General features: G+C 59.6%; 22 protein-coding genes. 11 read left to right on the plus strand and 11 right to left on the minus strand.

Annotated features, from left to right (window positions below; translation table 11 throughout):
• Positions 1-935 precede the first annotated feature (935 nt).
• The 5 genes from DESU86_RS06340 to queA all read right to left on the minus strand — a co-directional run bounded on the left by DESU86_RS06340 (position 936) and on the right by queA (position 4940).
• Positions 936-1475 (minus strand): 2-oxoacid:acceptor oxidoreductase family protein, encoded by a 540-nt coding sequence (locus tag DESU86_RS06340; RefSeq protein ID WP_179980282.1) that lies wholly within the window; start codon positions 1473-1475, stop codon positions 936-938.
• Complete coding sequence (locus tag DESU86_RS06345) at positions 1468-2304, minus strand: thiamine pyrophosphate-dependent enzyme (RefSeq protein ID WP_232088283.1); 837 nt, start codon at positions 2302-2304, stop codon at positions 1468-1470. Before DESU86_RS06345 ends, DESU86_RS06340 begins: the two co-directional genes overlap by 8 nt.
• A gap of 2 nt (positions 2305-2306) precedes the next feature.
• Positions 2307-3422 (minus strand): 3-methyl-2-oxobutanoate dehydrogenase subunit VorB, encoded by a 1116-nt coding sequence (vorB, locus tag DESU86_RS06350; protein ID WP_179980283.1) that lies wholly within the window; start codon positions 3420-3422, stop codon positions 2307-2309.
• Positions 3419-3643, minus strand: coding sequence for an indolepyruvate ferredoxin oxidoreductase subunit alpha (locus DESU86_RS06355; RefSeq protein ID WP_179980284.1), 225 nt, complete (start codon positions 3641-3643; stop codon positions 3419-3421). Before DESU86_RS06355 ends, vorB begins: the two co-directional genes overlap by 4 nt.
• 199 nt (positions 3644-3842) lie before the next feature.
• Positions 3843-4940 (minus strand): tRNA preQ1(34) S-adenosylmethionine ribosyltransferase-isomerase QueA, encoded by a 1098-nt coding sequence (gene queA, locus DESU86_RS06360; RefSeq protein ID WP_179980285.1) that lies wholly within the window; start codon positions 4938-4940, stop codon positions 3843-3845.
• Between the two features lie 128 nt (positions 4941-5068).
• On the opposite strand from queA, the gene DESU86_RS06365 reads away from it, so the two are divergent.
• The 7 genes from DESU86_RS06365 to DESU86_RS06395 all read left to right on the plus strand — a co-directional run bounded on the left by DESU86_RS06365 (position 5069) and on the right by DESU86_RS06395 (position 11683).
• Positions 5069-5704 (plus strand): hypothetical protein, encoded by a 636-nt coding sequence (locus DESU86_RS06365; RefSeq protein ID WP_179980286.1) that lies wholly within the window; start codon positions 5069-5071, stop codon positions 5702-5704.
• Entirely contained in the window at positions 5701-6954 is a 1254-nt protein-coding gene (gene coaBC / locus DESU86_RS06370; protein ID WP_179980287.1) for a bifunctional phosphopantothenoylcysteine decarboxylase/phosphopantothenate--cysteine ligase CoaBC, read from the plus strand. Before DESU86_RS06365 ends, coaBC begins: the two co-directional genes overlap by 4 nt.
• Positions 6936-7877, plus strand: coding sequence for a hypothetical protein (locus DESU86_RS06375; protein WP_179980288.1), 942 nt, complete (start codon positions 6936-6938; stop codon positions 7875-7877). Before coaBC ends, DESU86_RS06375 begins: the two co-directional genes overlap by 19 nt.
• 465 nt (positions 7878-8342) lie before the next feature.
• Positions 8343-8696, plus strand: coding sequence for a LysO family transporter (locus DESU86_RS06380; RefSeq protein ID WP_179980289.1), 354 nt, complete (start codon positions 8343-8345; stop codon positions 8694-8696).
• Positions 8693-9292, plus strand: a complete 600-nt coding sequence (locus tag DESU86_RS06385; protein ID WP_179980290.1) for a lysine exporter LysO family protein — start codon at positions 8693-8695, stop codon at positions 9290-9292. The genes DESU86_RS06380 and DESU86_RS06385 overlap by 4 nt, the downstream gene beginning before the upstream one ends.
• A gap of 160 nt (positions 9293-9452) precedes the next feature.
• Entirely contained in the window at positions 9453-10145 is a 693-nt protein-coding gene (locus DESU86_RS06390; RefSeq protein ID WP_179980291.1) for a DVU0298 family protein, read from the plus strand.
• 497 nt (positions 10146-10642) lie between these two features.
• Entirely contained in the window at positions 10643-11683 is a 1041-nt protein-coding gene (locus DESU86_RS06395; protein WP_072312028.1) for an IS481 family transposase, read from the plus strand.
• A 125-nt stretch (positions 11684-11808) separates the two neighbouring features.
• Here DESU86_RS06395 and DESU86_RS06400 read toward each other — a convergent pair whose 3' ends face one another.
• The 3 genes from DESU86_RS06400 to cysK form a co-directional block, all read right to left on the minus strand.
• Positions 11809-13086, minus strand: a complete 1278-nt coding sequence (locus DESU86_RS06400; RefSeq protein ID WP_179980292.1) for a DUF4910 domain-containing protein — start codon at positions 13084-13086, stop codon at positions 11809-11811.
• A 961-nt stretch (positions 13087-14047) separates the two neighbouring features.
• Positions 14048-14998 (minus strand): chemotaxis protein, encoded by a 951-nt coding sequence (locus DESU86_RS06405; protein WP_179980293.1) that lies wholly within the window; start codon positions 14996-14998, stop codon positions 14048-14050.
• Positions 14999-15755: 757 nt separating this feature from the next.
• Positions 15756-16679: a cysteine synthase A gene (cysK, locus tag DESU86_RS06410; protein ID WP_179980294.1), complete on the minus strand. Its 924-nt coding sequence runs from the start codon at positions 16677-16679 to the stop codon at positions 15756-15758.
• Positions 16680-16900: 221 nt separating this feature from the next.
• Between cysK and DESU86_RS06415 the strand changes: the two genes are divergently transcribed.
• Positions 16901-17362: a nuclear transport factor 2 family protein gene (locus DESU86_RS06415; protein WP_179980295.1), complete on the plus strand. Its 462-nt coding sequence runs from the start codon at positions 16901-16903 to the stop codon at positions 17360-17362.
• Between the two features lie 393 nt (positions 17363-17755).
• Positions 17756-18715 (plus strand): TIGR01777 family oxidoreductase, encoded by a 960-nt coding sequence (locus DESU86_RS06420; protein ID WP_179980296.1) that lies wholly within the window; start codon positions 17756-17758, stop codon positions 18713-18715.
• Positions 18716-19263: 548 nt separating this feature from the next.
• Here DESU86_RS06420 and gap read toward each other — a convergent pair.
• From gap to surE, 3 genes are all read right to left on the minus strand, one after another.
• Positions 19264-20265, minus strand: coding sequence for a type I glyceraldehyde-3-phosphate dehydrogenase (gene gap, locus DESU86_RS06425; RefSeq protein WP_179980297.1), 1002 nt, complete (start codon positions 20263-20265; stop codon positions 19264-19266).
• 31 nt (positions 20266-20296) lie between these two features.
• Positions 20297-21223: a class II fructose-1,6-bisphosphate aldolase gene (gene fba, locus DESU86_RS06430; protein WP_179980298.1), complete on the minus strand. Its 927-nt coding sequence runs from the start codon at positions 21221-21223 to the stop codon at positions 20297-20299.
• Positions 21224-21561: 338 nt separating this feature from the next.
• The gene (gene surE, locus DESU86_RS06435; protein WP_179980299.1) at positions 21562-22329 is read right to left on the minus strand and encodes a 5'/3'-nucleotidase SurE; all 768 of its coding nucleotides are present in this window, start codon (positions 22327-22329) and stop codon (positions 21562-21564) included.
• Between the two features lie 108 nt (positions 22330-22437).
• Here surE and DESU86_RS06440 point away from each other — a divergent pair, with 108 nt between their 5' ends.
• Together DESU86_RS06440 and tmk are read left to right on the plus strand one after the other, a co-directional pair.
• On the plus strand, positions 22438-23469 hold the full coding sequence (locus DESU86_RS06440; protein WP_179980300.1) for a 3'-5' exoribonuclease YhaM family protein: 1032 nt from the start codon (positions 22438-22440) through the stop codon (positions 23467-23469).
• Positions 23445-24098, plus strand: coding sequence for a dTMP kinase (tmk, locus tag DESU86_RS06445; protein WP_179980301.1), 654 nt, complete (start codon positions 23445-23447; stop codon positions 24096-24098). The genes DESU86_RS06440 and tmk overlap by 25 nt, the downstream gene beginning before the upstream one ends.
• Positions 24099-24129 lie beyond the last annotated feature (31 nt).

Raw genomic sequence — 24129 nt, forward strand, 5'->3', positions numbered from 1 at the left:
CAAGGCAAAACCCTCGCCAAATAGTATCTGCCGATTAAGACATCCCACGTGGATAAGAAATATTTTCAGTTGATAAAAACTAATATCATAAAGCTAATATGTAAAGCTGAAATATACAGGATAAAAATGTGTAACTCAGCTTTAAAACGTATTTATTTTTTAAATACCCCCGCAAAATCTCAAAACAACATGCATACACCATTATTTAATATATTAAAATTATCAATACTGCATAATTTACTATACAAATGGATGAAAAGTTATATTTTTGCTTTCTACACCCATATTTAAGAAGAAAAATATTTTCCAATGCATAAATAAAACAGCCCCATACCTGCTGTGAACTATAGGGTTCATTTTAAATTAAAATAAATTTGTAAATATGGCAGGAGGAATATCAAGCGACCTGTAACGGCACGTCGCGCGGCTTGCAACCGCAACCGGTTGGAGGCGGATACGCCCCTAAACGGTCAGGGTCATTCACACGACCGCGCAGCCGTAGGAAATTTCACGCTGGAAGGCTTTGTGGGGGAGGGACCCTTTTGCAAAAGGGTCCCTCCCCCACGCCCCCACCCCCTAAAACCCTTAGTGTATTTTGTGTGACCAACGGTTTTTCTGATATGAAGCTGGACATACAAAGACGGCGCGTTTGCTGGCATCAGTCGCCGTAACGGTTATCCGCTCTCGAGCGATTTGACGTTGAAACCCGGCTGACGCCCCGCCGCGCGTCAACAAAAAAATCCCCGTGGGAATCCACGGGGATTTTTTTGTGTATCAGTCAGTTGGCGTCAGTTGGCGCCAGTTGGCGTCTGTTACGCGCCCGCCATGCGCTATTATGCCCCTGTTGTGCCCATGGTGCGCGACGGGCACGGTCTGGTTACGCGGCGGGCATGCCCCCAGAGCTCAGACGTCGAAGCGGTCAGACGTCGAAGCGGTCAGGCAAAGTCGTAGCCAGCTTCCAGAGCCTTCATGTTGGCCGGGATAAGCTTGGCGTAGTGAGCGCTTGTCACTCTTTTGATGGTTTCCTGCACTTCTATGAGCGGCAGCGCTCCCGTAGCCTTGATCCACGCGCCGAGAGCCACCATGTTGGCCATCTTCGCACTGCCCAGTTCGTGGGCCATGTCGTTGACCGGGATGTAGACCGTGTGCAGGGAGGCATCCAGAAGCCCCTTGTCCACCAGGGAGGCGTTGACCACCTGCACCCCGTCCTTGTGCAGACGCGGCTGGAACTTTGTCAGCGAGGGTTCGTTGAGGATGATGGTGGACAGGGGCTCACGCACCAGCGGCGAGCCGATGGCGTGTTCGTCCATAACCACCGTGCAGTTGGCCGTACCGCCGCGCATTTCCGCGCCGTATACGGGGATGAAGCTCACCTCAAGACCGTGTTCCATGCCTGCCTGCGCCAGAAGGTTGCCTATGAGCATGACCCCCTGGCCGCCGAACCCGGCGATAATGACGTCCTGATAGCTACTCACGGCCTGCCTCCCCGGCTGTATGTCCCTTTGCGCCTTCTGCGGCGGCCACGGTTACATCCTTGTACACGCCCAGAGGAAACACGGGAATCATGGCCTCGGAAATGCGCTTGTTGGCGGCTATGGGGTCCATATGCCAGTTGGTGGGGCAGCCGGAAAGCAGCTCGATAAAGCCAAAGCCGAGCCCCTGCAACTGCACGTCAAAAGCCTTGCGCACGGCCTTTTTGGCGGCGCGCACGTTTTTGACGGAATCCAGCGAGCAGCGCGCGGCATAGGCCACGCCGTCCAGTTGGGCCATGATTTCGGCCATGCGGATGGGGCCGCCCTCATTGCCAAGGCTGCGGCCCTGGCGCGTGGTGGTGGTTTTCTGCCCCAGCAGCGTGGTGGGGGCCATCTGCCCGCCCGTCATGCCGTACACCGTATTGTTGATGAAGATGGTGGTGATCTTTTCGCCACGGTTGGCCGCGTGCAGGGATTCGGCCATGCCGATGGCGGCCATGTCGCCGTCGCCCTGATAGGTGAAGACCACGGATTCCGGCCTGGCGCGGCGCACGCCCGTGGCCACGGCGCAGGCGCGTCCGTGCGGGGCTTCAAGGCCGTCCACGTTGAAGTAGTCATAGGTAAAGGTGGCGCAGCCCACCGAGGCCACAAGTATGGTGCGGTCCGCCACACCCAGTTCGTGCAGCACCTCGCTCACCAGCCTGTGGGCTATGCCGTGGTGGCAGCCGGGGCAGTAGTGGGTCTGGCGCTCGTTGAGCACGGGGTTTACGTCAAAAACCAGGGTTTCGCCCTCTTGCGGCAGCCATTGGGCGTCCATTTGCTGTGATGACATGGCTATTTCTCCTTGAGGGCCTGTAGCATGGGGTCACGCAGGGCGTCAGCCCCGATGAAGAGGCCGGGCATGATGCCGTGCCAGAGCACGGTAGACGCGCTTACGCCGGGCTGGGCAAAAAGGGCCAGACGCACGTCTTCCACCATCTGCCCCGTATTCTGTTCCATAACCAGGAAGCGGCGACCGGGCGCGAGCGCGCGCAGGGCTGCATCCGGGAAAGGAAAGAGCGTGATGGGGCGGAACAGGCCAACCTTGCGCCCCTCGGCCCGCAACTGGCGTATGGCGCTGCGGGCTATGCGGGCAATGGAGCCAAAGGCCACCACCACAAGCTCGGCGTCGTCAACGTCCACGCATTCCCACGCGCACTCGGCCTTCATGGCCTCATACTTTTTCATGAGCATGCGGTTGCGCTCGGCCAGCGCGCCTTCGGCAAGATACACGGACTTGAGCAGACGCGGCGCGGCGTTGGCGCCCCGCTTGCCATAGCCTTCAAGCCTCCAATCCTTGCTCATGGCCGCCAGATCTTCGGGCGACACAGCGTCAGCGGGCGGCACGCGCCGTACGGGTTCCTTTATCTGGCCCACAATGGCGTCGCCCAGCACCATGACCGGGTTGGCGTACTTGAAGGCCAGGGCAAAGGCGCGGAACATGAAATCATAACATTCCTGGGCCGTGGCCGGAGCCAGCGTCAGGTTGCGGTGGTCGCCGTGGCCGCCGCCCTTGACGGCCTGAAAATAGTCGCCCTGCGAGGGGCCGATGTCGCCAAGGCCCGGCCCGCCGCGCTGCATGTTGACCATGACGCCCGGAATATGGCTGCCCGCCATGTAGGAAATGCCTTCCTGCATGAGAGATACGCCACAGCTCGATGAAGACGTGAGCGCCGGAATGCCGCAGGCCGCAGCGCCCAGCAGCATGTTGACCGCCGCCACTTCGCTTTCGGCCTGCACAAACTGGCCGCCGTGCTCCGGCAGCAGCGAGGAAAGCACTTCGGGGATTTCATTCTGCGGCGTGATGGGATAGCCGAAATAGCAGCGGCAACCCGCGTCCACAGCGCCAAAGGCCACAGCTTCATTGCCTTTTATGAGAATGCGTTCAGAGGAGTTTTGGCCCTGACTCATGCCTCGCCCCCTTTCTTTTTTTCACTTTTGAACACGCGAATGGCCACATCGGGGCACATGAGAGCGCAGGAGGCGCAGCCGGTGCACTGCCCGTCCATCTCCATAACCTCGTAGCCATGACGGTTAAAACGGCCTGATGGCCGTAAAATATGCACAGGACAGGCTTCCACACACAGGCGGCAGCCCTTGCAGCGTTCTTCCAGAAAAACGACTCGTGACATGTATGCTCCTTGAGGCGCCTTGCCCGCCGGGGGAATGGGAACGGAAAGTCTCGCGACAGGCCCGTTCCGGGAGGCTTTGCCGTCAAAGCCTCGTCTGTGCCCAGGTCATGCCGCATCGGGACCATCCCGCGAGGCAGACCATGCCGTTGCCCGCCGCCATTCCGGCGTGCCGGAAAACTGACGGCAGCGGCAAAGGGCGTCAGCGGATCAGCATGGCATCCCCATATGAAAAAAATCTGTACCCTTTGGCAATGGCCTCGGCGTAGGCGTCCAGCATGCGCTTGCGCCCCGCGAAGGCTGCGACCAGCATGAGCAGTGAGGATTCCGGCAGATGGAAGTTGGTCACAAGGCCTTCAACCACGCGGAACGGCCTGCCGGGATACAGAAAAATATCTGTCCAGCCCGTGTATGCCTGCACCCTGCCGCAGAGTTCCGCCACGCCCTCGAGGGTGCGCAGGCTGGTTGTTCCCACGGCGATGACGGGCCTTTTCTGCGCGCGCGCCTCAGCTATGGCCAGAGCCGTGGATTCAGGAACTTCCACGTATTCCCGGTGCATGCGGTGGCTGCGGATGTCGGGAGTCCGCACGGGGCTGAAGGTGCCGTACCCCACATATAGGGTCACTTCTGCCCATTGGAAGCCCCTTTCGGCCAACTTTTCCCGCAGGGGCGGCGTAAAGTGCAGGCCAGCCGTGGGCGCGGCCACCGACCCCGTCTTGTCCTGCCGGGCATAGACGGTCTGGTAGCGGCTCAAGTCCTCTTCGCCGTCAGGACGCCTGATGTAAGGAGGCAGGGGGATATGCCCCGTGGCCGCAAAGGCCGCAGCCAGATCGCCCTTCCAGCCCAGGCGCACGCGGCGCTGCCCGAAGGGGCCGGATGCCAGCACGGTCACGCCGATGCCCGCGCCAAACTCAAAAGTTTCCCCTTCACGGATGCTGCCGCCAGAACGCACAAGACCTTCAGCCTCTGCGAAAAACCCGCCGCTTTTGTCGGCCTTGGCCCTCTCCACCACCAGGGGCAGGGGCGTGAGCAGCAAAAATTCCACCTTGCCGCCCGTGGAGCGCGTGCCCAAAAGACGCGCCTGCAATACACGGGAATTGTTCGCTATCAACAATGCCCCTTCGGGCAGACAATCCGGCAGATCACTGAACATTTTATGGTGCAGGTCAAGCGCGCCTGTGCGCGGCATGACGAGCAACCGCGAACTGCCCCGTTCTTCTGGGGGGAACTGGGCTATCTGTTCCTGCGGCAGGTCGAAGTTGTAATTTTCCAGTAAGAAATCCGCTTCCTCAATATGCATGGCTTCCGGGCCTTGGTTATATGTTCCCGCCAGTTGCGCCGCTGCCGCTCTTGTCAGCGCGGGGCGTTGAGGCTAGGGTGACTTGATTGCCCCCCTCGGCATGACGATGGGAGGGAAGGAGTATAGCCATGCGGCGGCCTCTTGTCATCATTGCGTTACTGGCACTTCTCGCAACGCTTTCGGGTTGCGCCACCATTGGGCTGGAAAATCCTTTTTCCAACGACCCGCTCACCGGCGGCACAGATACCACCACAAGCCTGCTGCTCGGCGTGCCCACGCCTGCGGGCATGCAGCGCTACGGCTCGCACGGCTTTCAGGACTTTGGCCCCGGCGGCGGGCGTCAGGGGATGGAAGTGCTGCGCGGCAAGGTGGACACGGGGTTTGCGGCGCAGATCATGTACTCCGGTCTGCAAAGCCAGGGCTGGCAGTTGCGCCTGGCCCTGCGCAAGGGCGCGCGCGCCGTCTACGTGTATGACCGTGGCGCTACCATGGCTGTGCTGACCTTCGACAGCCAGACCTTGCTGACGGTTCTGAATATCTGGGTGGCCGACCGCCTGCCCGACGGCTCCCCCCTGCCCATGCAGGACGCCGCAAGCACCGGATCTGGCGGTTCCGGCGGGCCTGGCAGTTCTGGCGGGGCTGGCGGCATGGGCGGCTCAGGAGATGCCGGCGGCATGAACACCGCCCCCCAGGGCGGGCAGCCCGGCCGCAGCGGCGGTACATCCGGCAGCGGCGGCAGCGGCCTACAGGAGCGAACGTTATGATAGACCAAAAAAGCGGCCTGAAAACGCCCTTTGATCACAGCACGCGCTTTGCGCAAAAGCGCCTGCATCTTGGCGTGTGCGGCTCCGTGGCCTGCTACCGGGCTGCGGATCTTCTCAGGGCCTGGCGCGGTATGGGCATCCATGTCTCGGCCACACTCACGCCCGGAGCGCGGCATTTTGTGACCCCCATGCTGTTCGAATCCTTGGGCGCGACCCCTGTCTATGAAGACATGTTCACTCCGGGGCAAGAAATTTTCGCCCACCTTGAACCGGGGCAGCACGCCCACGTCATGGTGGTGGCCCCGGCCTCGGCCGACGCGCTCTTCCGCCTTGCCCACGGCGCTGCCAACGACATGCTGGCCGCGCAGGCTCTGGCTTTTGACGGGCCGCTTGTCATCGCTCCGGCCATGAACCCGCGCATGTGGGCCAACCCCGCCACCCAGGCCAATGTGGCCCTGCTGCGCGAGCGTGGAGCCTGCATCGTGGCCCCCGGCTGCGGCGGCACGGCCTGCGGCGATGAGGGCGAAGGCAGGCTGGCCCCCCTGCACGACATTTTTCTTGCCGCCTTGCGGGCGCTGTCCCCGCAGGACATGGCGGGCAGGCGCGTGATGGTCACCCTTGGCCCCACGCGCGAAGCCTGGGACGGGGTGCGCTTCTGGTCCAACCCCTCCAGCGGCCTCATGGGCGCGGCCCTGGCCGTCTGCGCATGGCTGCGCGGTGCGGAGGTCACGGCCGTATGCGGCCCCGGCGTGCGTGCACGCATGCCGCAGGGCATAGCCCGGCGGGACGTCGTCAGCGCCAGAGACATGTTTGCCGTGGCCGCCAACCTCTGGCCCCAAATGGATGTGGGCATGTTCACCGCCGCTGTGGCGGACTTTTCACCCAAGCCCATGGGCGGGCGCAAGTTCAAAAAATCCGAGGCTCCGCAGGGCTTCAGTCTGGACTTTCAGCCCAACCCCGACATTTTGCAAAGCCTTGCGGAGCAGCGCGCGCCCGGTCAGAAAATTCTGGCCTTCGCCGCTGAAACCGCGCCGGACATGCACGCCCTGCTGCCCCTGGCCCACGCCAAGCTTGCCCGCAAAAAGGCCGACCTCCTGGCTGGCAACCTCGTCAATGCTGCGGACAGCGGCTTTGGCTCGCCTACCAACAGCATGGCAGTGGTGGACGCCAAGGGACGCGAAGAAATCTGGCCCAACCAGAGCAAGGCCGACGTGGCCTGGGAGTTGTGTTCGTGGCTTTTGCGTATGTAAATCCCCTGTCAGCCCTGTGGCAACGCCGGGGCCTGTCCAACCTGCTCATGCCCGAAGGCTTTGACGCCTTTGCGCCGCAGTCTGAAACCACGGCCCGGCCGCCCATGCGCAGGCCTGCGGGTGGAACTGCGGGCAGTGCGGCCAGCGGCCATGGCGGCAGGCAGGCCGGAACACCCACATTTTCCGGCCAGACAGGATTATCACGGCAGGCGGGAACGCCCGCACAGGCCGGAAATTCCGGCCCCATCGGCCCAGCTGGAATATCAGGACAGTCGGAGCCAGCCGGACAAAGCTCACGGCCCGCCCGCCGACCTTCCGCCGCTGCCAGCCAGGACGGGCAGTCCGGGCAGGACTTGTATGGCGCACCGCGCCAGCCCGCACCCGGCGTGCAGGCAAACGCCGCGTCCGGCCCCCCGTGGAAACCCCTGCCGCCCCATGTCTGGCCCTCACCCTGGCGGCAGCAGCTGGAAAAAACACGGCCCGGTCTGGTGCTGTGGACATACTGGAATCTCGGTCTTGATCTCTGCGACCCGCAGGCTGAAGGCCGCCTTGAGCGCAGAGCCTTTTTGCAGAAACTGCTTCAGGATCTGGCGCACCCTGCCGGAACCCACACTTTCTGGCCCGCCGGCATGCCCGTCGCGCCGGAAGACCGCACCCCCGGCACGGACCAAAGCCTTGTGCCCCACGCCGACGCCTTCTGGTCGGGAACCTCGCGCCTCGGCGCACGGGGCGTGGTGGTTATGGGCTCCGCAGCCGTCAAGGCGCTGGGCCTGCCCCCCGGCCTGCGGCCCCTCCAGCAAACCCGCTACAGGGGCCACATGGTGTGGGTGCTGTGGGATGTGGACTATTTGCAGCGCGAAGACCAGCGCTATGCCTCCATGCTGGCCTTTTTGCGGCAGTCCCTGCGACAGGTCGCCCGCTAGGGCAATGTACTTTGAGATATTTTGTGGGGGAGGGACCCTTTTGTAAAAGGGTCTCCTCCCCCACGCCCCCTCCCCCTAAAACTTTTAGGGAAACCCTGATTTATTTCGTTTGACGGCGTTGCTTCACTTTTTTTGAAACAGTCGAGGACGGAAGAGTCCACTCCTGCTTCAAAAAAAGAGTGCGCCTTGCCAAACGAAATAACTGCGCGTTTCCAGGAGGTTCGTTAATCAGGGCTTCCGAAGAGTACTTTCAAAATGAAATTGCTCTAAAATGCGGCGTGCCGCAGGGGAAGGAAGGTCTTGGGCATCAACCGGGGCCGTGCCGCCGCTGCGCCCAGCCCGAAGTGTTGTTACTTTTTTTTGAAACCACGTGGGGGCACGCCAGCCCCTATAACACACGCGCCGCCCTGCACTTTTTTTCGGTGCGGGCAGCTGCAAAAGCTTTTCCGGTCGTTGGAGGATTTTGTGTTTATCGCCATGGGCCTCATGCTTCTGGGCATTGCCGTGGGCCTTCTGCTGCGCGGCAGGCCGCTGGCCGCCAAACTCACACGCTGCGTCACCCCGGCCATCATGCTGCTGCTCTTTGCCCTCGGCATTTCCGTGGGCGGCAACAGTACCCTCATGGCGGCCCTGCCCAGACTGGGCGGCGCTGCCATTGCACTCACCGTGGGCGCTGTCGCGGGTTCTCTTGCCTGCGTGCTCTGCATCCGCCGTTTTTTCCGCCAACCGCCGGAACCCGACGCCCTCACCCCGACGCCCGACGCCGGGGGCCAGGCGGGCGCGCCGTCCGCTTCCGGCCGTGAGGGCTCACAGGCATGAGCGGCAGCCTCGTCATCCTGTTTTTTTTCGGCGCTGGCCTGCTGCTGGCCCGCGTGGGCTTTATCCCCGACTATTTCATTGAACACGACATGACGCTCTACATGCTATGGCTGCTCATGATTCTTGTGGGCATCTCAATGGGATCCGACAGGCGGCTTGGCGAAATGCTGCGCAGCCTGCGGCCCCGGGTGCTGCTGCTGCCCTTGGCCACCACTGTGGGCACCTTTGCCGGAACAGCCCTTGTCAGCCTTTTTCTCGTCTACAGCGCTGCCGAATGCATGGCTGTGGGCGCGGGATTTGCCTACTATTCGCTTTCTTCCATCTTCATCACGCAATACAAGGGGCCGGAGCTGGGAACCATAGCCCTTATCAGCAATATCCTCCGCGAATTGTTCACCCTGCTCTTCACGCCGCTGCTGGTGCGCTTTATGGGCCCCACGGCGGCCATCAGCTGCGGCGGCGCTTCCACCGTTGACACCACCCTGCCCGTCATTACCCGCTACGCCGGAAACCAGTGGGTGTTCATATCCATTGTGCACGCCCTTGTCCTGGACTTCAGCGTGCCCTTCTGGGTGACGTTTTTTTGCAGCATTTGAGTAAGATAACGAACCTTCTGCTCTGATGTGGCGACTCCAGAGGTCACGACGCAGCGCGGGAACCCGGAAAAAAGAAATGTGACGGGCCGCCTTGCCAGAAGAGTAAAAAACCATAAGTATGGATGAAGAGCCAGCACACAGCCTCTGGAGGATATGGATCATGGCCCGCATGCGCTCAGCCAAACAAAAACTGAAAGATGCCATCAATAGTCCGGAATGGCGCAGCCATCTTGACGAAATAACCCAGGGCGGCCTTGAAAACGTGGGTCCGCTGTTTTCTTTTCTTTTGCTCGGCCCGCAAACCATGCACCGCGCCGCCGTGGCTCTGGGGCAGATCACGGCCCGGCTTGCCGAAACACAGCCCGAGGCCGCCAAAAACATCATCCGCCGCCTCATGTGGCACCTCAATGAAGAATCCGGCAATATCGGTTGGGGCATCCCCAACGCCTTTGCCGAAATTCTGGCCGCCAGCGCCCCCCTTGCCAAGGATTTTCACCGCATTCTTGTCTCCTACGTCATTGACCTTGGCCATGACGACAATTTTTGCGACCACGACATCCTGCGGCGCTCCTGCTACTGGGGCATAGGGCGACTTGCGCAGGCACGGCCAGAGCTGTGCCTGGGCGCGCGAAAATGGCTGCTCAAGGGGCTGGAAGATCAGGATGTCATCTGCCGGGGCATGGCCGCCTGGGCCTTGAGCCAGCTGCCCCCTGACCTCATGGACGCTCCCGCCCTGCGGCGCCTGGCTGATGCCGGGCTTGAAGAACAGTGCGAACTCTTTGACGGCAACATCGTGTATGAAAAAAGCGTCAGCCAGATCGCCCGCGACGCGCTGGAAAAACTCGCGGCCTGATTTTTCCGCAACATTTCTGCGCAAAAAAGCCCTCCGAATGGAGGGCTTTTTTATCATGAACACCCGCGCGGCCCGCGCGTGCTATCTGAGAGCAAATACGCTTTGAACTGGCTTGCTGGCTAAAGGACGCTGTCTCTTGAACCCGCGTTCCAGATCAAAGAACTCGGTGTACCATGACACAACACGATAAGAGTTTTAGGGGGTGGGGGCGTGGGGGAGGAGACCCTTTTTTAGAACATCTACCCTTTAAAAAAGGGTAGATGTTCTAACGCTGCACGAGAGTGCAGCGCGCCACAACATGGCGTGGATTCTGCCGAAAATCGCATTTTTGGCAGAATGACTCCTTTGAAATATGAAATATTTCAAAGGTAATCTGGTCTAAAGTGAAGTAGTCGCGATTTGATCTGACAGTTGTCCCTTGAAAAGCGAGGGGAACTCCGTTTTGATGGAAGTGTAAACGTACCATCAACCGGGCACAGCGCCCACGGAGTTTCCCCATGGAAAGTTTCAATCAAAACGTCATCAAACACAAGACCGGACTTCTCAACCTTGCTGCCGAACTCGGCAATGTCTCCAGAGCCTGCCGCATCATGGGCTTTTCCAGAGATACCTTCTACCGGTATCAAACAGCACGAGACGCCGGAGGCGTTGAAGCGCTGTTTGAGGTCAGCCGCAAAAAGCCCAACCTGAAAAATCGCGTGGAAGAGGCCACGGAACTGGCGGTGTTGGATTTTGCGATAGCCTTCCCTGCTCATGGGCAAGTGCGGGCCAGCAACGAACTGCGCAAAACCGGCGTATTTGTGTCGCCGTCAGGGGTGCGTTCCATCTGGTTGCGCCATGACCTGGCCTCAATGAAGCAGCGCCTGAACGCCCTGGAGAAGAAGTCCGCTGAAGAGGGCATTGTGCTCACCGAAGCCCAGGTACAAGCTCTGGAGCGTAAAAAACACGACGATGAGGCTTGCGGCGAAATAGAAAGCCATCATCCCGGATATCTCGGCAGTCAGGACACATTTTACGTCGGCACCATCAAGGGCGTCGGCCGTATTTATCAGCAAACCTTTGTGGATACCTACTCTAAGTGGGCGGCTGCCAAGCTCTACACTACCAAAACACCCATCACCGGAGCCGACCTGCTCAATGACCGGGTTTTGCCATTCTTCACTTCAATGGAAATGGGCATTATCCGCATGCTGACGGACAGGGGCACAGAGTACTGCGGCAGACTGGAAACGCATGACTACCAGCTTTATCTGGGCATAAACAACATAGAACACACCAAGGCCAAGGCGCGGCATCCGCAGACAAACGGCATCTGCGAACGTTTCCACAAGACCATCCTGCACGAGTTTTACCAGGTTGCCTTCCGGCGGAAACTGTATAACTCTCTGGAGGAACTGCAGGCCGATCTGGATGTCTGGATGGAACATTACAACATCGAAAGGACACATCAAGGGAAAAAGTGTTGCGGCAGAACGCCATTGCAAACACTCCTTGACGGAAAACAGATCTGGAAGGAAAAGGTCGGACAACTCAACTAACCTGACAATCGGAACCATCAAAACGGAACCGACTGTCAGATCAAGTCTGAACTACTACATCTAAAGAGGGTCCCTCCCCCACAAAACTTTCCAACATACCGTGACAGCGCGACAGCCCACCGGGCTCAGTCATCCATTTTTCGGATCACCACGCCCTGTTCCTCAAGCTGACGCATGACGTCGCCGCACCGGAAAACATCCGCACCCACGATTTCGGCTTCGTCCAGCAAACTCATGCTTCCGTCGGCATAGGCCAGCAGGTCCATCATGAGATCAACCTGCTCGGTACAGGAATATCTGGTGCTCAGCGTGGGGTACAGCCCCCGCTTGCCCAGTTGCGGTTCGCACAGAACCTTGCATTGGTACGTCACATTTTCTTCAATGGACGCAAGCACCTTGCGCATTATTTCGAAGCCGCCGTGAAGGCCTTGTTCCGTGACCAGCGAGCAGTCGTCCAGCGACGTGTGGTATTCGGGGAAGACATGGTACTTGGTGCGCATGACGCTGCACAGGGGCAGATCAATGCCTGGCGAGCAGTACTGCCGCTCGTCGCTGCCCCTGTCATGAAAGGTGTAACGCACAAAGTCCGGGGCAAAGTGTTGCAGCACGTGCAGTGCCGCCTTGTCTGCCAGGGTGTTGCCCTTGCGGCTCGGCAGATAGGAATAGGCGCGGTCGTCTCCAAGGCAGGTCAGGTTGAACCCGGCCACCACCCGTTCGCGCAGCTGCAGATAGTTTTTGCTGAGATAGGTAATGGAGCCTATGGTTTCCGGCACAAAAACAAAACGGTACGTGTAGCGGCGCGGCGCGGTTTGCAGCCAGCGCGCCAGAGCCATGGCCACCACAGGGCCGGAAAGCTCATTATTGGCCATGGAGGGGTGGCACACATAGGTGGAAAGAAAAACTTCCTTCTCGCTGTGGCCGGGCAGCACCAGTTCGCCGTACGTGAGATGGCCGGGCGCGAGCGTGGACTTGATCACCGCATGGTACATGCCCGGTTTGAGCTTCTCACGCACGCTGTGCTTGAGGCAGAAGCCCCAGCGCCGGGCGTAATAGGACGTTACGTAGGGGATGGCCTCTGGCAGATCAGGCCGGGAGTAGAGATGCTCCTGCAAATCCTCAAGGGACAGCATGAGATCCACGGGCTCGGAATAGCCCACCACATGCAGATTGCAGTGAGAAAAATCGGCGATAACCTCGCCGTCGGGGCCTGTCAGCCGTGCTCCGGTGATGTTCCACTCATCGGGCACTGTCCAGTCGAATACCTGACTGCCTGACGGAACTTCATGTATTTGCAGACCCGGCAGTTCTTCCTTGAGTATGGAAAGAGTCTGCCGAACGCCATTACCGGTAATGCTCCGGCAAATGGGGAAAAGCCGCTGAAGAAAACTGTGAAGATTTGGCATGGAAAGAGCCTTGTAGTCTCTTGCCCGCCCGGGGGGGGCGCGGGCATAAAAATATGGTAAACAAACCTGCCGCCTTGTGTGGGCCATTGTGGCAAAGCAAAAACGACATCTTCCCTCCTGCACAGATGGCGGACCCCATGGGCCGCCCCACGCGCGCGCTGGCCCCCGTTCGGAACCTTCTCGCACGCTCTCCCCTCGTTGCTTCACCCCGACATCCGGCCGGAAGCACCGCCGCGTCGCGGTACAGGCGTCCGAGCGCTATCGGGTATCTCAAGGCCGGGGTGTCTGCCCCAGTCCGTGTATCTCCCCGGCATATGGGCTATACGGCGCATACGGAAGCAAAAAGACCGCTGATTGTCCAGCACTGTTTGCATAATATGCGAAAAATAGGGAATAAGTTTTTGTAACTGGCTTTTTGGATTAATAATTTTTTTTATTATCGCAAGCCCTACATTGCGCCATGCCAGAGCAATTCCGGGCCATCTGTCACACTACTGTAACAAAACCCCGCGCGGCCATGCGCATACGTTCCGCCTGCCGAAAGAGCCTTGGCACGGTGCACTGCCGGAGCGGCTGCGCGTCAAGGGCTGGGCCTTTTCAGGCGCACCAACGTCAAAGGCTCCCCACGCTGTGGGGAGCCTTTGGAATGAAGCAACGCCGCCAAACGGAATACATCAGCGTTTCCCCAGTGGCTGTTTCTAAATTAATGATTTTGCGCCAAGGGCAAGGAAAAAGGCTTTTTTACGAAAGGAGTGTACTTTTGCGGTACATGACGAGCGTAAAAAATGGCCTTTTGACGCAGCCAATTGGACAAAAGAATTATTTAGAAACAGTCCCTAGAGCATTTAACACTTGAAATGCTCGCGTACGGCAGGCAAAAGCCCGCCTACTCGCTTTTCGTGGCAAGGATTTTCAGAAAAATCCTTGCAGAGCATTTAACTCATTTCATTCGTAAACTGCTCTAGGCCTGGTGGCCCCAGACTGCGGTGATAAGCTCATGCAGCTTGACGGAAAGGGCCTTGAGATCCGGCTTGGTGTACTGGGCGTCCGCCCCCACCAGGGCGCACTTTCTGGCGAGGCTCTCGTTGATCATTGAGGAAAAGATGGCCACGGGCAGCTTTTTGAGCACAGGGTCATCCTTGATGCGCTTGCACAGGGCAAGGCCGTCCATGGCGGGCATTTCGATGTCCGTGATGATTCCCTGCAAAAAATCCGATACGGGGCGGTTCTCCGCCTCGCAACGATTGCGCACGGTCTGCAGGTAGTCCCAGGCTTCCTGCCCGTTGACGCGCTGCTCCACCTTGAAGCGTCCTTCCTTGTTGAGCAGATCCAGCAGCAGGCTGCGGATGCTGCTGGAATCGTCCACATGCAGGATGGTGTACGTCTTGCCGTCCGAAGCGGCCATGTCCGCCGCGTCAAAGCGCAGGGCCATGGCCGGGTGCAGTTCGGCCACAATGGCTTCAAGATCCAGCAGAAATATGACGCGCTCTTCAAGCCGCACCACGCCGGTGACGGAACTGCGGCTCATGTTCTGCAAAAACTGGCCGGGGGCTTCAACGTCCGTCCAGCTCAACCTGTAGATGCGGTTGACGCCAGACACGAGAAAGCCCGTACAGACTCCGTTGAACTCCGTCACAATGACCTTGGCGTCTTCATTGGTTATGGGTGCGCTGCCAAGAAAACGCGCCATGTCGATAAGCGGCACAATGCGCCCGTTGCGGTGCAAAAACGCGCCCAGCAGGGCTTTATGGCGCATTTCCGGCATGGCCGTCACAGGTTGGCGACGGCCTATTTCAACCACTTTGGCCACATTGAGGCCGTAATGGGCCTCGTAACCGTCCTGGTTGACATAGAACTCCACAATTTCGAGTTCATTGGTGCCAGTTTCGAGCAAAATATTGGTCTGCGCCATGAAAGTACTCCATTAAGCGGGCCGGGCCGCCAGCGTGCCGCATGCGGAAAGTCCAGTGCCGAAGCTCTTTTTCTTGCCAAACTTATCGGCAGGAAAAAATAACTATTTACCTCATAAAAAATAAAATGTCTGTTTTCCGCGCCTGTTGCCACGCCAGAATTTTGGGAAACACTTATTAAAGAGCCTCTTGGAAACGCGTTGGTATTTCGTTTGGCAAGGCGCGAGCTTTTTTTGAAGCAGGAGTGGACTCTTCCGTCCTCGACTGTTTCAAAAAAAGTGAAGCAAGTCCGCCAAACGGAATAAATCAGCGTTTCCTTTGAAACCGGGGTACGCTGGGGCACGCCACCAGCAGCCCCACAGGGCCGACGGGGGAGATACGGCCAGCGGGCCGCCCTCTTTCATCCGCAGGGGATCTGCCGAAAAAGGACGTCCCGTACTTGTTTAGACCAGATTACCTTTGAAATGCTTCACATTTCAAAGGGTTCATTCAGCCGAGCCTTATCCGTGGCTTTCTTCGCCGCGACGGCTAAAGCCCGGCTGAATCCACGCCGCGTTGTGGCGCGCTTGGAGCATTTACATTTTTTCAAAGGTAAAATGCTCCAGACAGTGTCGCCACGGGATGAATTTCCAGTCATATCCAGCCATATCAGGGGAAACGAGCCTTTTATGCAGGGGGTTTTCTCTGATGGCGTCTGACCGGAATAAAAGGCGAAGTTCGACGCAGAAATACCCGGAAAGGCGCTCGTGACGGCGCTGTCTAGGCCGACTGCGTCATATCGGTGAACAGCCTGGTGGACATATATCGCTCGCCGGTATCGCAGGCAAAGGTGACGATATTTTTTCCTTTCATTTCCGGGCGCGCCGCGACCTTGAGGGCTGCCGCCACGTTGGCGCCAGTGGATATGCCTGTCACGATGCCGCAGCGCATGAGCGTGCGGGCCATGGTCAGGGCTTCTTCACCATCGGCCAGCAGTATTTCGTCCAGCAGGGCACGGTCAAGAATGGCGGGCACAAAGCCTGCGCCTATCCCCTGAATGAGGTGCGGCGACGCCTTGCCGCCCGAAAGCACGGGCGAGGCTTCGGGTTCCACGGCAATGACCTTGAAGCCTGGGATGCGCTCCTTCAAAAAGCGGCCAGCCCCCGTGATGGACGAGCCTGAACCCACGCCAGCCACCAGCACATCCATCTTGCCGACGCTGTCGCTGTAAATTTCTGGGCCGGTGGTTTTGTAATGGGCCTGCACGGCTTCGGGATTGGTGAACTGGCCGGGGATGAAGCCGCCCTGCTCTTCGGCGATGCGGCGGGCTTCGTCAACAGCGCCCGTCATGCCCTTGGCAGCGGGGGTAAGCACCAGTTCCGCGCCAAGGCCCTTGAGCAGGTTGCGCCGCTCAATGCTCATGGACTCGGGCATGGCGAGCATGCAACGCAGGCCTCGAACGGCCGAAACCAGGGCTATGCCGATGCCCATATTGCCGCTGGTGGCCTCCACGACAAGACCGCCCGGCTCCAGCTCGCCCCACTGAAGGGCATTTTCGATAAGGTGAAAGGCCACGCGGTCCTTGATGGAACCGCCGGGGTTACGATTTTCAAGTTTGAGCCAGACCTTGCCGGGCAGATCTTGTGAAAGACCAAGACGCAGCAGAGGCGTATTGCCAATAGCTTGAAGAATGTTGGTCAACATGGCGAGAAAACCTCATAGTATCGTAGGGAATGTCCCGAAAATCCTGCAGGATGGACAGGTGGAGCTTTACAACAGACGCGTTTTGCTTAACAGTCAGAACACGAGAATAGAGGAAAGCGTGTGCATTGGCAAACTTTCCTGTATATACATGCCGGGCCAGTTCCCGGCGCGAAACAGCCTTGCGCCGCAGATGCCGGCCCAGCATAACGACGGAGGATACCATGAATTTTCTGAAATCCGCATTTCTTGTCTGCGCTCTGTTCCTTTGCCTTTCCGCCGGTCAGGCTCATGCCAAGGCCGACACAGTAGCCCTGTATACCGAAGCGGTCATGACCGGCGACATCCCCGCCCTTGAAACCCTGCTGGCCCCAAATTACTGGCACATCGCCGGTAGCGGGCACATCGAGGACAAGGAGCACTTCATCCAGTCCATCAAAAACAAGGAACTGGTGGTTGACCGCCTGACCATCACCAATGTGCGCACCACAATGATCGGCGGCGCTACCCTGATGACGGGCAACGGTTACTTCAAGGGCATCTCCCAGCCTGCGCAGCCCGAAGGGCTCATGCGCTTTACCCTCGTGGTTGTGAAAAACCAGAACCGCGAGCAGGTGGTGCTGTTCCAGGCCACTCCCGTGGTCTCCACCCCTGACTGCCGGGACGGCAACTGCAAAATCCAGTAGCCCGAGAACCTGTAGCCGCTCCGGCGGTTCTTTGCATACTACCGAAGCCCCGTCACCACGGGGCTTTTTTTGTTCACGGCGTGCACCGTGCCTGTTGTTTCCGCCCCGCAGGCTGGAGAAACGCGCCAATACGGTTTATGATGGCTGCAAGGATGCCAGCAACCCCGACACCGCCTGTGCTGCATGTCGGCCGGGGCATGGACAATGGGCATGCGCCGTCAGCACTCTGTCTGCGGCTAGCCTGACAGCCCTGCGCCGCCCACAGCAGTGCGCCAGCGAGCCGCAGCGCGAGCATCTCCTGCGCCGCGCGTTCCGGCGCCTTCTCCTGCCCTCACCACCCTCAGGGGGCGCGGCTGCCCGGCCTCAGCACCTTCCGCACAAAAGGACTCCCTCATGCATATACTTATTCTGGGCTCATCAGGTTTTTTGGGATCGCACGTCACGACCCATCTTTTGCAGCATGGGCACGCTGTTCGCGCCGCAGTGCGCGGCACTGCGGCCGGACGTCCCCCGCAAAAGGGGCTTGCGTATGCGGCCTGGAACGGCGTGGACGCAGTCGGGCTTATTCCCCTGCTGCAGGATGTGGATGCTGTGATCAACCTGCAAGGTGAAAACATCGGCGCGGGGCGCTGGACGGCCGCCCGAAAGCAGGCCATTGCACAAAGCAGGCTCAACGCGGGGCATGCCCTGACAGCCGCGCTGCAAACCCTGCACGACAGGGGATTGCGCCTGCCCCGCACCCTGTTGCAGGCATCGGCCTGCGGCTATTATGGCCTGTGGCAGGATGCCGCGACGGCTCCCGACTGCAACGAAACACACCCCAGGGGACAGGGCTTTCTGGCAGACGTGTGCGGCCTTTGGGAAGAGAGCACGAATCGTGCGGAAGCGCTGGGCGTGCGCCGCTGCGTCCTGCGGTTTTCGCCGGTTGTGGGTCAAAAATCCTCAGGGGGCGTGGGGGGATTTCTGGAACGGATGCTGACGCCCTTTCTGTACTTTCTGGGCGGCCCGGTCGGGTCCGGCCGTCAGCCCGTGAGCTGGGTGCACATGTCGGACGTGACGCGGGCCGTGCGCTTTCTGCTTGAGCGGGAGGACACGCAAGGCATCTTCAACATAAGCGCCCCCACCCAGGTCAACATGCGCCAGTTTGCCCGCGCTCTGGGCAAGGCTTGTTCCCGCCCGTCGTGGCTGCCTGTTCCCGGCTTTGTACTCCGTCTGGTTTTGGGGCAAATGGCCGAAGAACTGGTTTTGAACGGGCAAAAATCGCTTCCCGTCCGGCTCAAGCTCGCTGGCTACAGCTTTCAGTGCCCTGACCTCGACCATGCCCTGACCGAGACGCTCGCACGGCGCGCCTGATCTGTCCTCCTTCCCCGCGCGCCCCCGCCGCAGCCGAACAAGGGGCATGGCGCGGCCACACGTTGCCAGACAGACTCTGCAATGCCGTGACGCCTTGGAGACGCTGCCTCTTGCCCCTCCGGATCAACAAACTCGTTGTACCATGACAAAACACAATAAGAGTTTTAGGGGGTGGGGGCGTGGGGGAGGAGACCCTTTTGCAAAAGGGTCCCTCCCCCACAAAGCACAAAATGTTTCAAAATGACATTACGCCAAACCCAAAAAAAGCGGCGCGGCCCATAAGACCGCGCCGCCTGGCATTTCAAAGGTAAAATGTTCTAGAACTGATTAACTTTGAAATGCTTCACATTTCAAAGTTTTCATTCAGCCGAAAAATGCGATTTGCGACAGCCATCTGCAGGCTGCACATTCTATTAATTAATTGCTGTCTTTATCCGTAGCTTCCTTCGTCGCAACGGCTAAAGCTCGGCTGAATCCACGCCACGTTGTGGCGCGCTGTACTTCCGTACAGCGTTAGAGCATTTACACTTTTTCAAAGTTAAAATGCTCTAGCAGGTACCGCCAACCATGCGCAGCAGGCGTAGCAACTGATTGGTAAAGCCGGCTTCATTGTCGTACCAGATGAGCACTTTGACCATGGTGCCGTCGAGCACCTGGGTGGAGAGCGCGTCCACCACGCCGCCGTGGGTGCTGCCCCGGAAGTCGATGGAAACCAGCGGTTCTTCGGTAAAGCCCATGTGCACGCCCAGGGAGCTTTCACTGGCTGCCTTGAGTGCCTCGTTGACGGCCACGGCGTCGCAGTGCCGTTCCACTTCACAGGTCAGGTCCACAAGGGAACAGTCAAAGGTGGGCACGCGCACGGACATGCCGTTGAGCTTGCCTTCAAGTTCGGGCATCACGATGCCCACGGCCTTGGCCGCGCCGGTGCTGGAAGGCACCATGGACACGGCGGCGGCACGGCCGCGACGCCAGTCCTTGTGGGTACCGTCCAGAATGCGCTGGCTCATGGTGTAGCTGTGAATGGTGGTCATGAGGCCGTGCCGGATGCCGAACTTCTCGTGCAGCACCTTGGCCACAGGGGCCAGACAGTTGGTGGTGCAGGAAGCGGCCGAAATGATCTTGTGCTTGACGCAGTCGTACACATGATCGTTGACGCCCATGACGACCATGGCGTCCACATCCTTGGCGGGCGCGGATATGACGACCTTTTCAGCGCCGCAGGCCAGATGTTTGGCAAGGCCCTCGGCATCCTTGATGGTGCCCGTCGTCTCCACGGCAATGTTCACGCCAAGGCTCTTCCATTCCCATTCGCCAGGCTTGCAACGGGTTACGGCGATGTGGCGTCCATTGACTATGATGCCGTTCTCATCGTGGTCCACACTGCCCGCAAAGGTGCCGTACGTGGAGTCGTACTTGAAAAGATAGGCCAGGGCGGCATTATCGGCGCGCGCGTTGATGGCGGCGATTTGCAGATCCTGGTCGTCGGCCAGCAACCGCAGCAGATAGCGGCCAATGCGGCCAAAGCCGTTCATTCCCAGTTTGACGGGCATGTTACGCTCCTTGACAAGAACTTATGTGGTTTTAGGCTTTGCCCGAAGATCCCATCACATTATGGATCTTGTGCGCCACCATATTCTTGACCGCTTCCCGGGCTGGCTTGAGATAGGACCGGGGGTCGAACTCTTCGGGATGCTCGGCAAGATACTGGCGGATGCAGGCCGTGACAGCCAGGCGGATATCCGTATCCACGTTGATCTTGCACACCCCCATGCCCGCAGCCTTGCGCAGCATGTCTTCGGGCACGCCCTTGGCGCCGCCCACCTTGCCGCCGTACTGGTTGCACAGGGCGACAAATTCCTGCGGCACGCTGGACGCGCCGTGCAGCACAAGGGGATAGTCGGGCAGTTTTTTGCTGATGGTCTCAAGCCGGTCGAAATCCAGCCTGGCCTCGCCCTTGAACTTGTACGCGCCGTGGCTTGTGCCGATGGCAATGGCCAGGGAGTCGCAGCCCGTGCGCTCCACAAATTCCACAGCCTCGTCGGGGTCGGTATACACGTGCTCGTCAGACTGCACGTGTTCCTCAATACCCGCCAGCTTGCCCAGTTCCGCCTCCACCCACACGCCACGGGGATGGGCGTATTCCACCACCTGTTTGGTCAGGGCGATGTTTTCTTCAAAGGGGAGGTGCGAACCGTCGATCATGACCGAGGTAAAACCGCCGTCAATGCAGTCGCGGCACATCTCAAAGCTCGGGCCGTGGTCAAGGTGCACGGCCACGGGCACGCTGGCGTCAACGTCCAGAGCGGCCTCCACCAGCTTCATGATGTACACCTGCCCCGCGTATTTGCGCGCGCCGGAAGAAACCTGAAGAATGACAGGCGACTTTTCTTCGGAGGCCGCGTTCATAATACCCTGGATTATTTCCATGTTATTGACGTTGAACGCGCCAATGGCATAGCCCCCGGCATAGGCGGCGGCAAACATTTCTTTGGGATTGGTAAGAGGCATGAATTCCTCCGTGGTTTTCTGCGGCAGGGGCTGCCGAAATACTCAAGTTTAAAGGCATTTGCCCGTGCAGACATCAAGACAGCATGGCTAGCACCAACGCCCGCCACAAGCAAGAGTCACATACACCAAATTTACGCGAAGGGGAATGGTTTAACGCCACCACAAGGGCATCCCTGGCCGTTTTGACGATTTTTTATTCACGGCAGACGCGCACCCAGGGCCGCTTTGGGGCATATCTTCCCGCCAATTCAATACATATACAATATACACAGCGAGGGAAAACACAGAACGGCTTTTACGCAATGGCGCGGCCTCCTGCCTGTGCGCCAGCGGAAGGATTAAAGCCCCATCTTTGTCAGGGCGCGCATGCCCCTGTGATCCGTAAACTCGAAATTCAGGGGCGTCATGGTGATATGCCCACGGTTGAGCAGGTCTTTGTCCGAATCGGGCTCGATGCTCTCCATGGGGATTTCGCCCTCAAGCCACCAGTAGGGCACGCCCCTCGGGTCTTCACGCTCAAGATAGACGTTTTTCCACACGGCGCTGGTCTGGGGGCAGACGCGCAGCTCGCGCGCCTCCTCCAGCGGGCAGGCCGGATAGTTCACATTGATGACCCGGCGGCGTCCCACTTCGGCCCAGTTGATGCGGCTGGCCAGAGCCACCGCGTGCCGGGCCTGGGGCATGAGGTCCACGTCCGGGCCGGTGTTGTGGCTGAAACTGTCGTGCGACACGGCCATGCTGGGCAGTTCTTCGTGAGCGGCCTCAGTGGCGGCCCCCACGGTGCCGGAGTACAGGATGTCCGGCCCCACGTTGGCCCCGGCGTTGATGCCGGACATGACAAGGTCGGGCCTTTGGGGCAGCAGACGCCCCAGAGCCAGCTTTACGCAGTCTGTGGGCGTGCCAAAAACGCCTGTGCCCGTGAAGCCCGGTTCTTCAATCACCATGGCCCGCACCGGCTCAAAAACCGTGAGCGAATGCCCTACCCCGGACTGCTGGCGCATGGGGGCCACTACGAAAACCGTGTGCCCGGCTTCCATCAAAGCCGCGTACAGGGCACGCAGGCCCCTGGCCCGGATGCCGTCGTCATTGGTCAGGAGAACGTTCATTGACAATACCTCGGAAAGAAGGGAAATTCGGGCCATAGACCCGTTGCGGCCCGCCGCCGTAAACGGATACCCAAAAGAACGGAGCGCTGGCCGCTCCTGGAAAGATATATGGAAAAAGGTTGTTACGTCAAAGACATTAGCGCCGCGTCAGAAGCGCGCGGCCTGTTCGCCGTCAGTCAGGCGGCTCAGGGCCAGTCCCGCAACGGGCCGTACTGGCGGCTTACCCTGACGGACGCCAGCGGCAGTCTGGAAGCCAAGATATGGAGCCCCCTCAGCGCTGATTTCAGCGAGATTCCCTCCGGCTCCCTTGTCTGGGTTGAAGGCCGCGCCGGGCTTTACCGCGATCAGGTGCAGCTCACGGTGGAGCACATGCGCCTGCTCGACGAGGCCGAAAGCGCCGCCGTGGACCACACGGCCCTTATGCCCGCCAGCCCTTATCCACTGGACGACATGCTTCAGGAACTGGACGGGCTCATCAAGACCGAGTTTACCCACGCGCCCTGGCGCAAGCTGGTACAGGGCTTCTTCAACAATGAAGAACTGCGGGCCGCTTTTCGCATATGTCCGGCCGCCAAGGGCGTACACCACGCCTATGTGGGCGGCCTGCTGGAGCATACCCTGAGCGTCTTCACCCTTTGCCGCCGCATCGCCGACCAGTATCCGGAACTGGACCGTCAGACCCTGTTGGCCGGGGCGCTCTTTCACGATATCGGCAAGATACGCGAGTTTTCCGGCGGTCTTGCCAACGATTATACCGACGAGGGCCGCCTTCTCGGCCACCTCATGCTTGGCATAGAAATGCTGGCTCCCTTCATGGCCAAATCCGGCCTTGAAGAGCCTTTGCAGCGGCATCTCAAGCACCTTATCTTGAGCCACCACGGCGAACTCCAGTTCGGCGCGGTGCGCCCGCCCCACACGCCTGAGGCCATGGCCCTGCACTATGCCGACAATCTGGACGCCAAGATGGCCCAGTGCCGTGGCCTTTTCGCCCAACTGGACGACGAGGGGCAGGATTGGACCCCCTGGCAGGCCACCCTGGGACGCCCCGTTTACCGGGCAGCGCGAACACCGGAAAAAGCCGCCCCCGCAACCCGCAAAAAGGCGGTCAAAGAAGAATGTTTATCACTTTTGAAGGTATAGAGGGCGCGGGCAAATCCACAGCCATCGAGTTTCTTGTGGAGTATCTGCAAGCCCACGCATATGACCCCGTCACCACCAGAGAACCCGGGGGCAGCGCCCTTGGCCGACGCCTGCGGTCGCTGCTGCTGGACGTGCGCACCACAGGGCTTTGCAGCCGGGCCGAACTGTTTCTTTTTCTGGCTGACCGCGCCCAGCATGTGGCCGAAGTCATCAGTCCCGCCCTTGAGGCCGGGCAGGTGGTGCTCTGCGATCGCTTCACGGACTCCACCCTGGCCTATCAGGGCTATGGGCGCGGGCTGGATATCGAATATCTGCGCGGCCTCAACCAGGCTGCCACTGGCGGACTCCAGCCGGAGCTGACCCTGCTGCTGGACCTGCCCGTGCGCTGCGGGCTGGAGCGCGCCGGTGAACGCAACCGCGCTTCCGGCATCGTCATTGCCGAAGGCCGCTTTGACAGCGAAAGCCTGGATTTTCATGAGCGCGTACGCCGGGGCTACCGCGCCCTGGCGGAAGAAGAGCCCGAACGCTTTGCCATCATTGACGCCTCACAGCCGCCCGAAGACGTGGTGCTTCAGTGCCGCTCGGCCATTGAAGCGCATCTGCGCCGCCGTGGCAGGGGGCTCGACTAGAGCAGTGCGACGTTGCACTCTTGGGAATGCC

It is taken from the genome of Desulfovibrio sp. 86 (genome assembly GCF_902702915.1).
Classification (GTDB): Bacteria; Desulfobacterota; Desulfovibrionia; order Desulfovibrionales; family Desulfovibrionaceae; genus Desulfovibrio.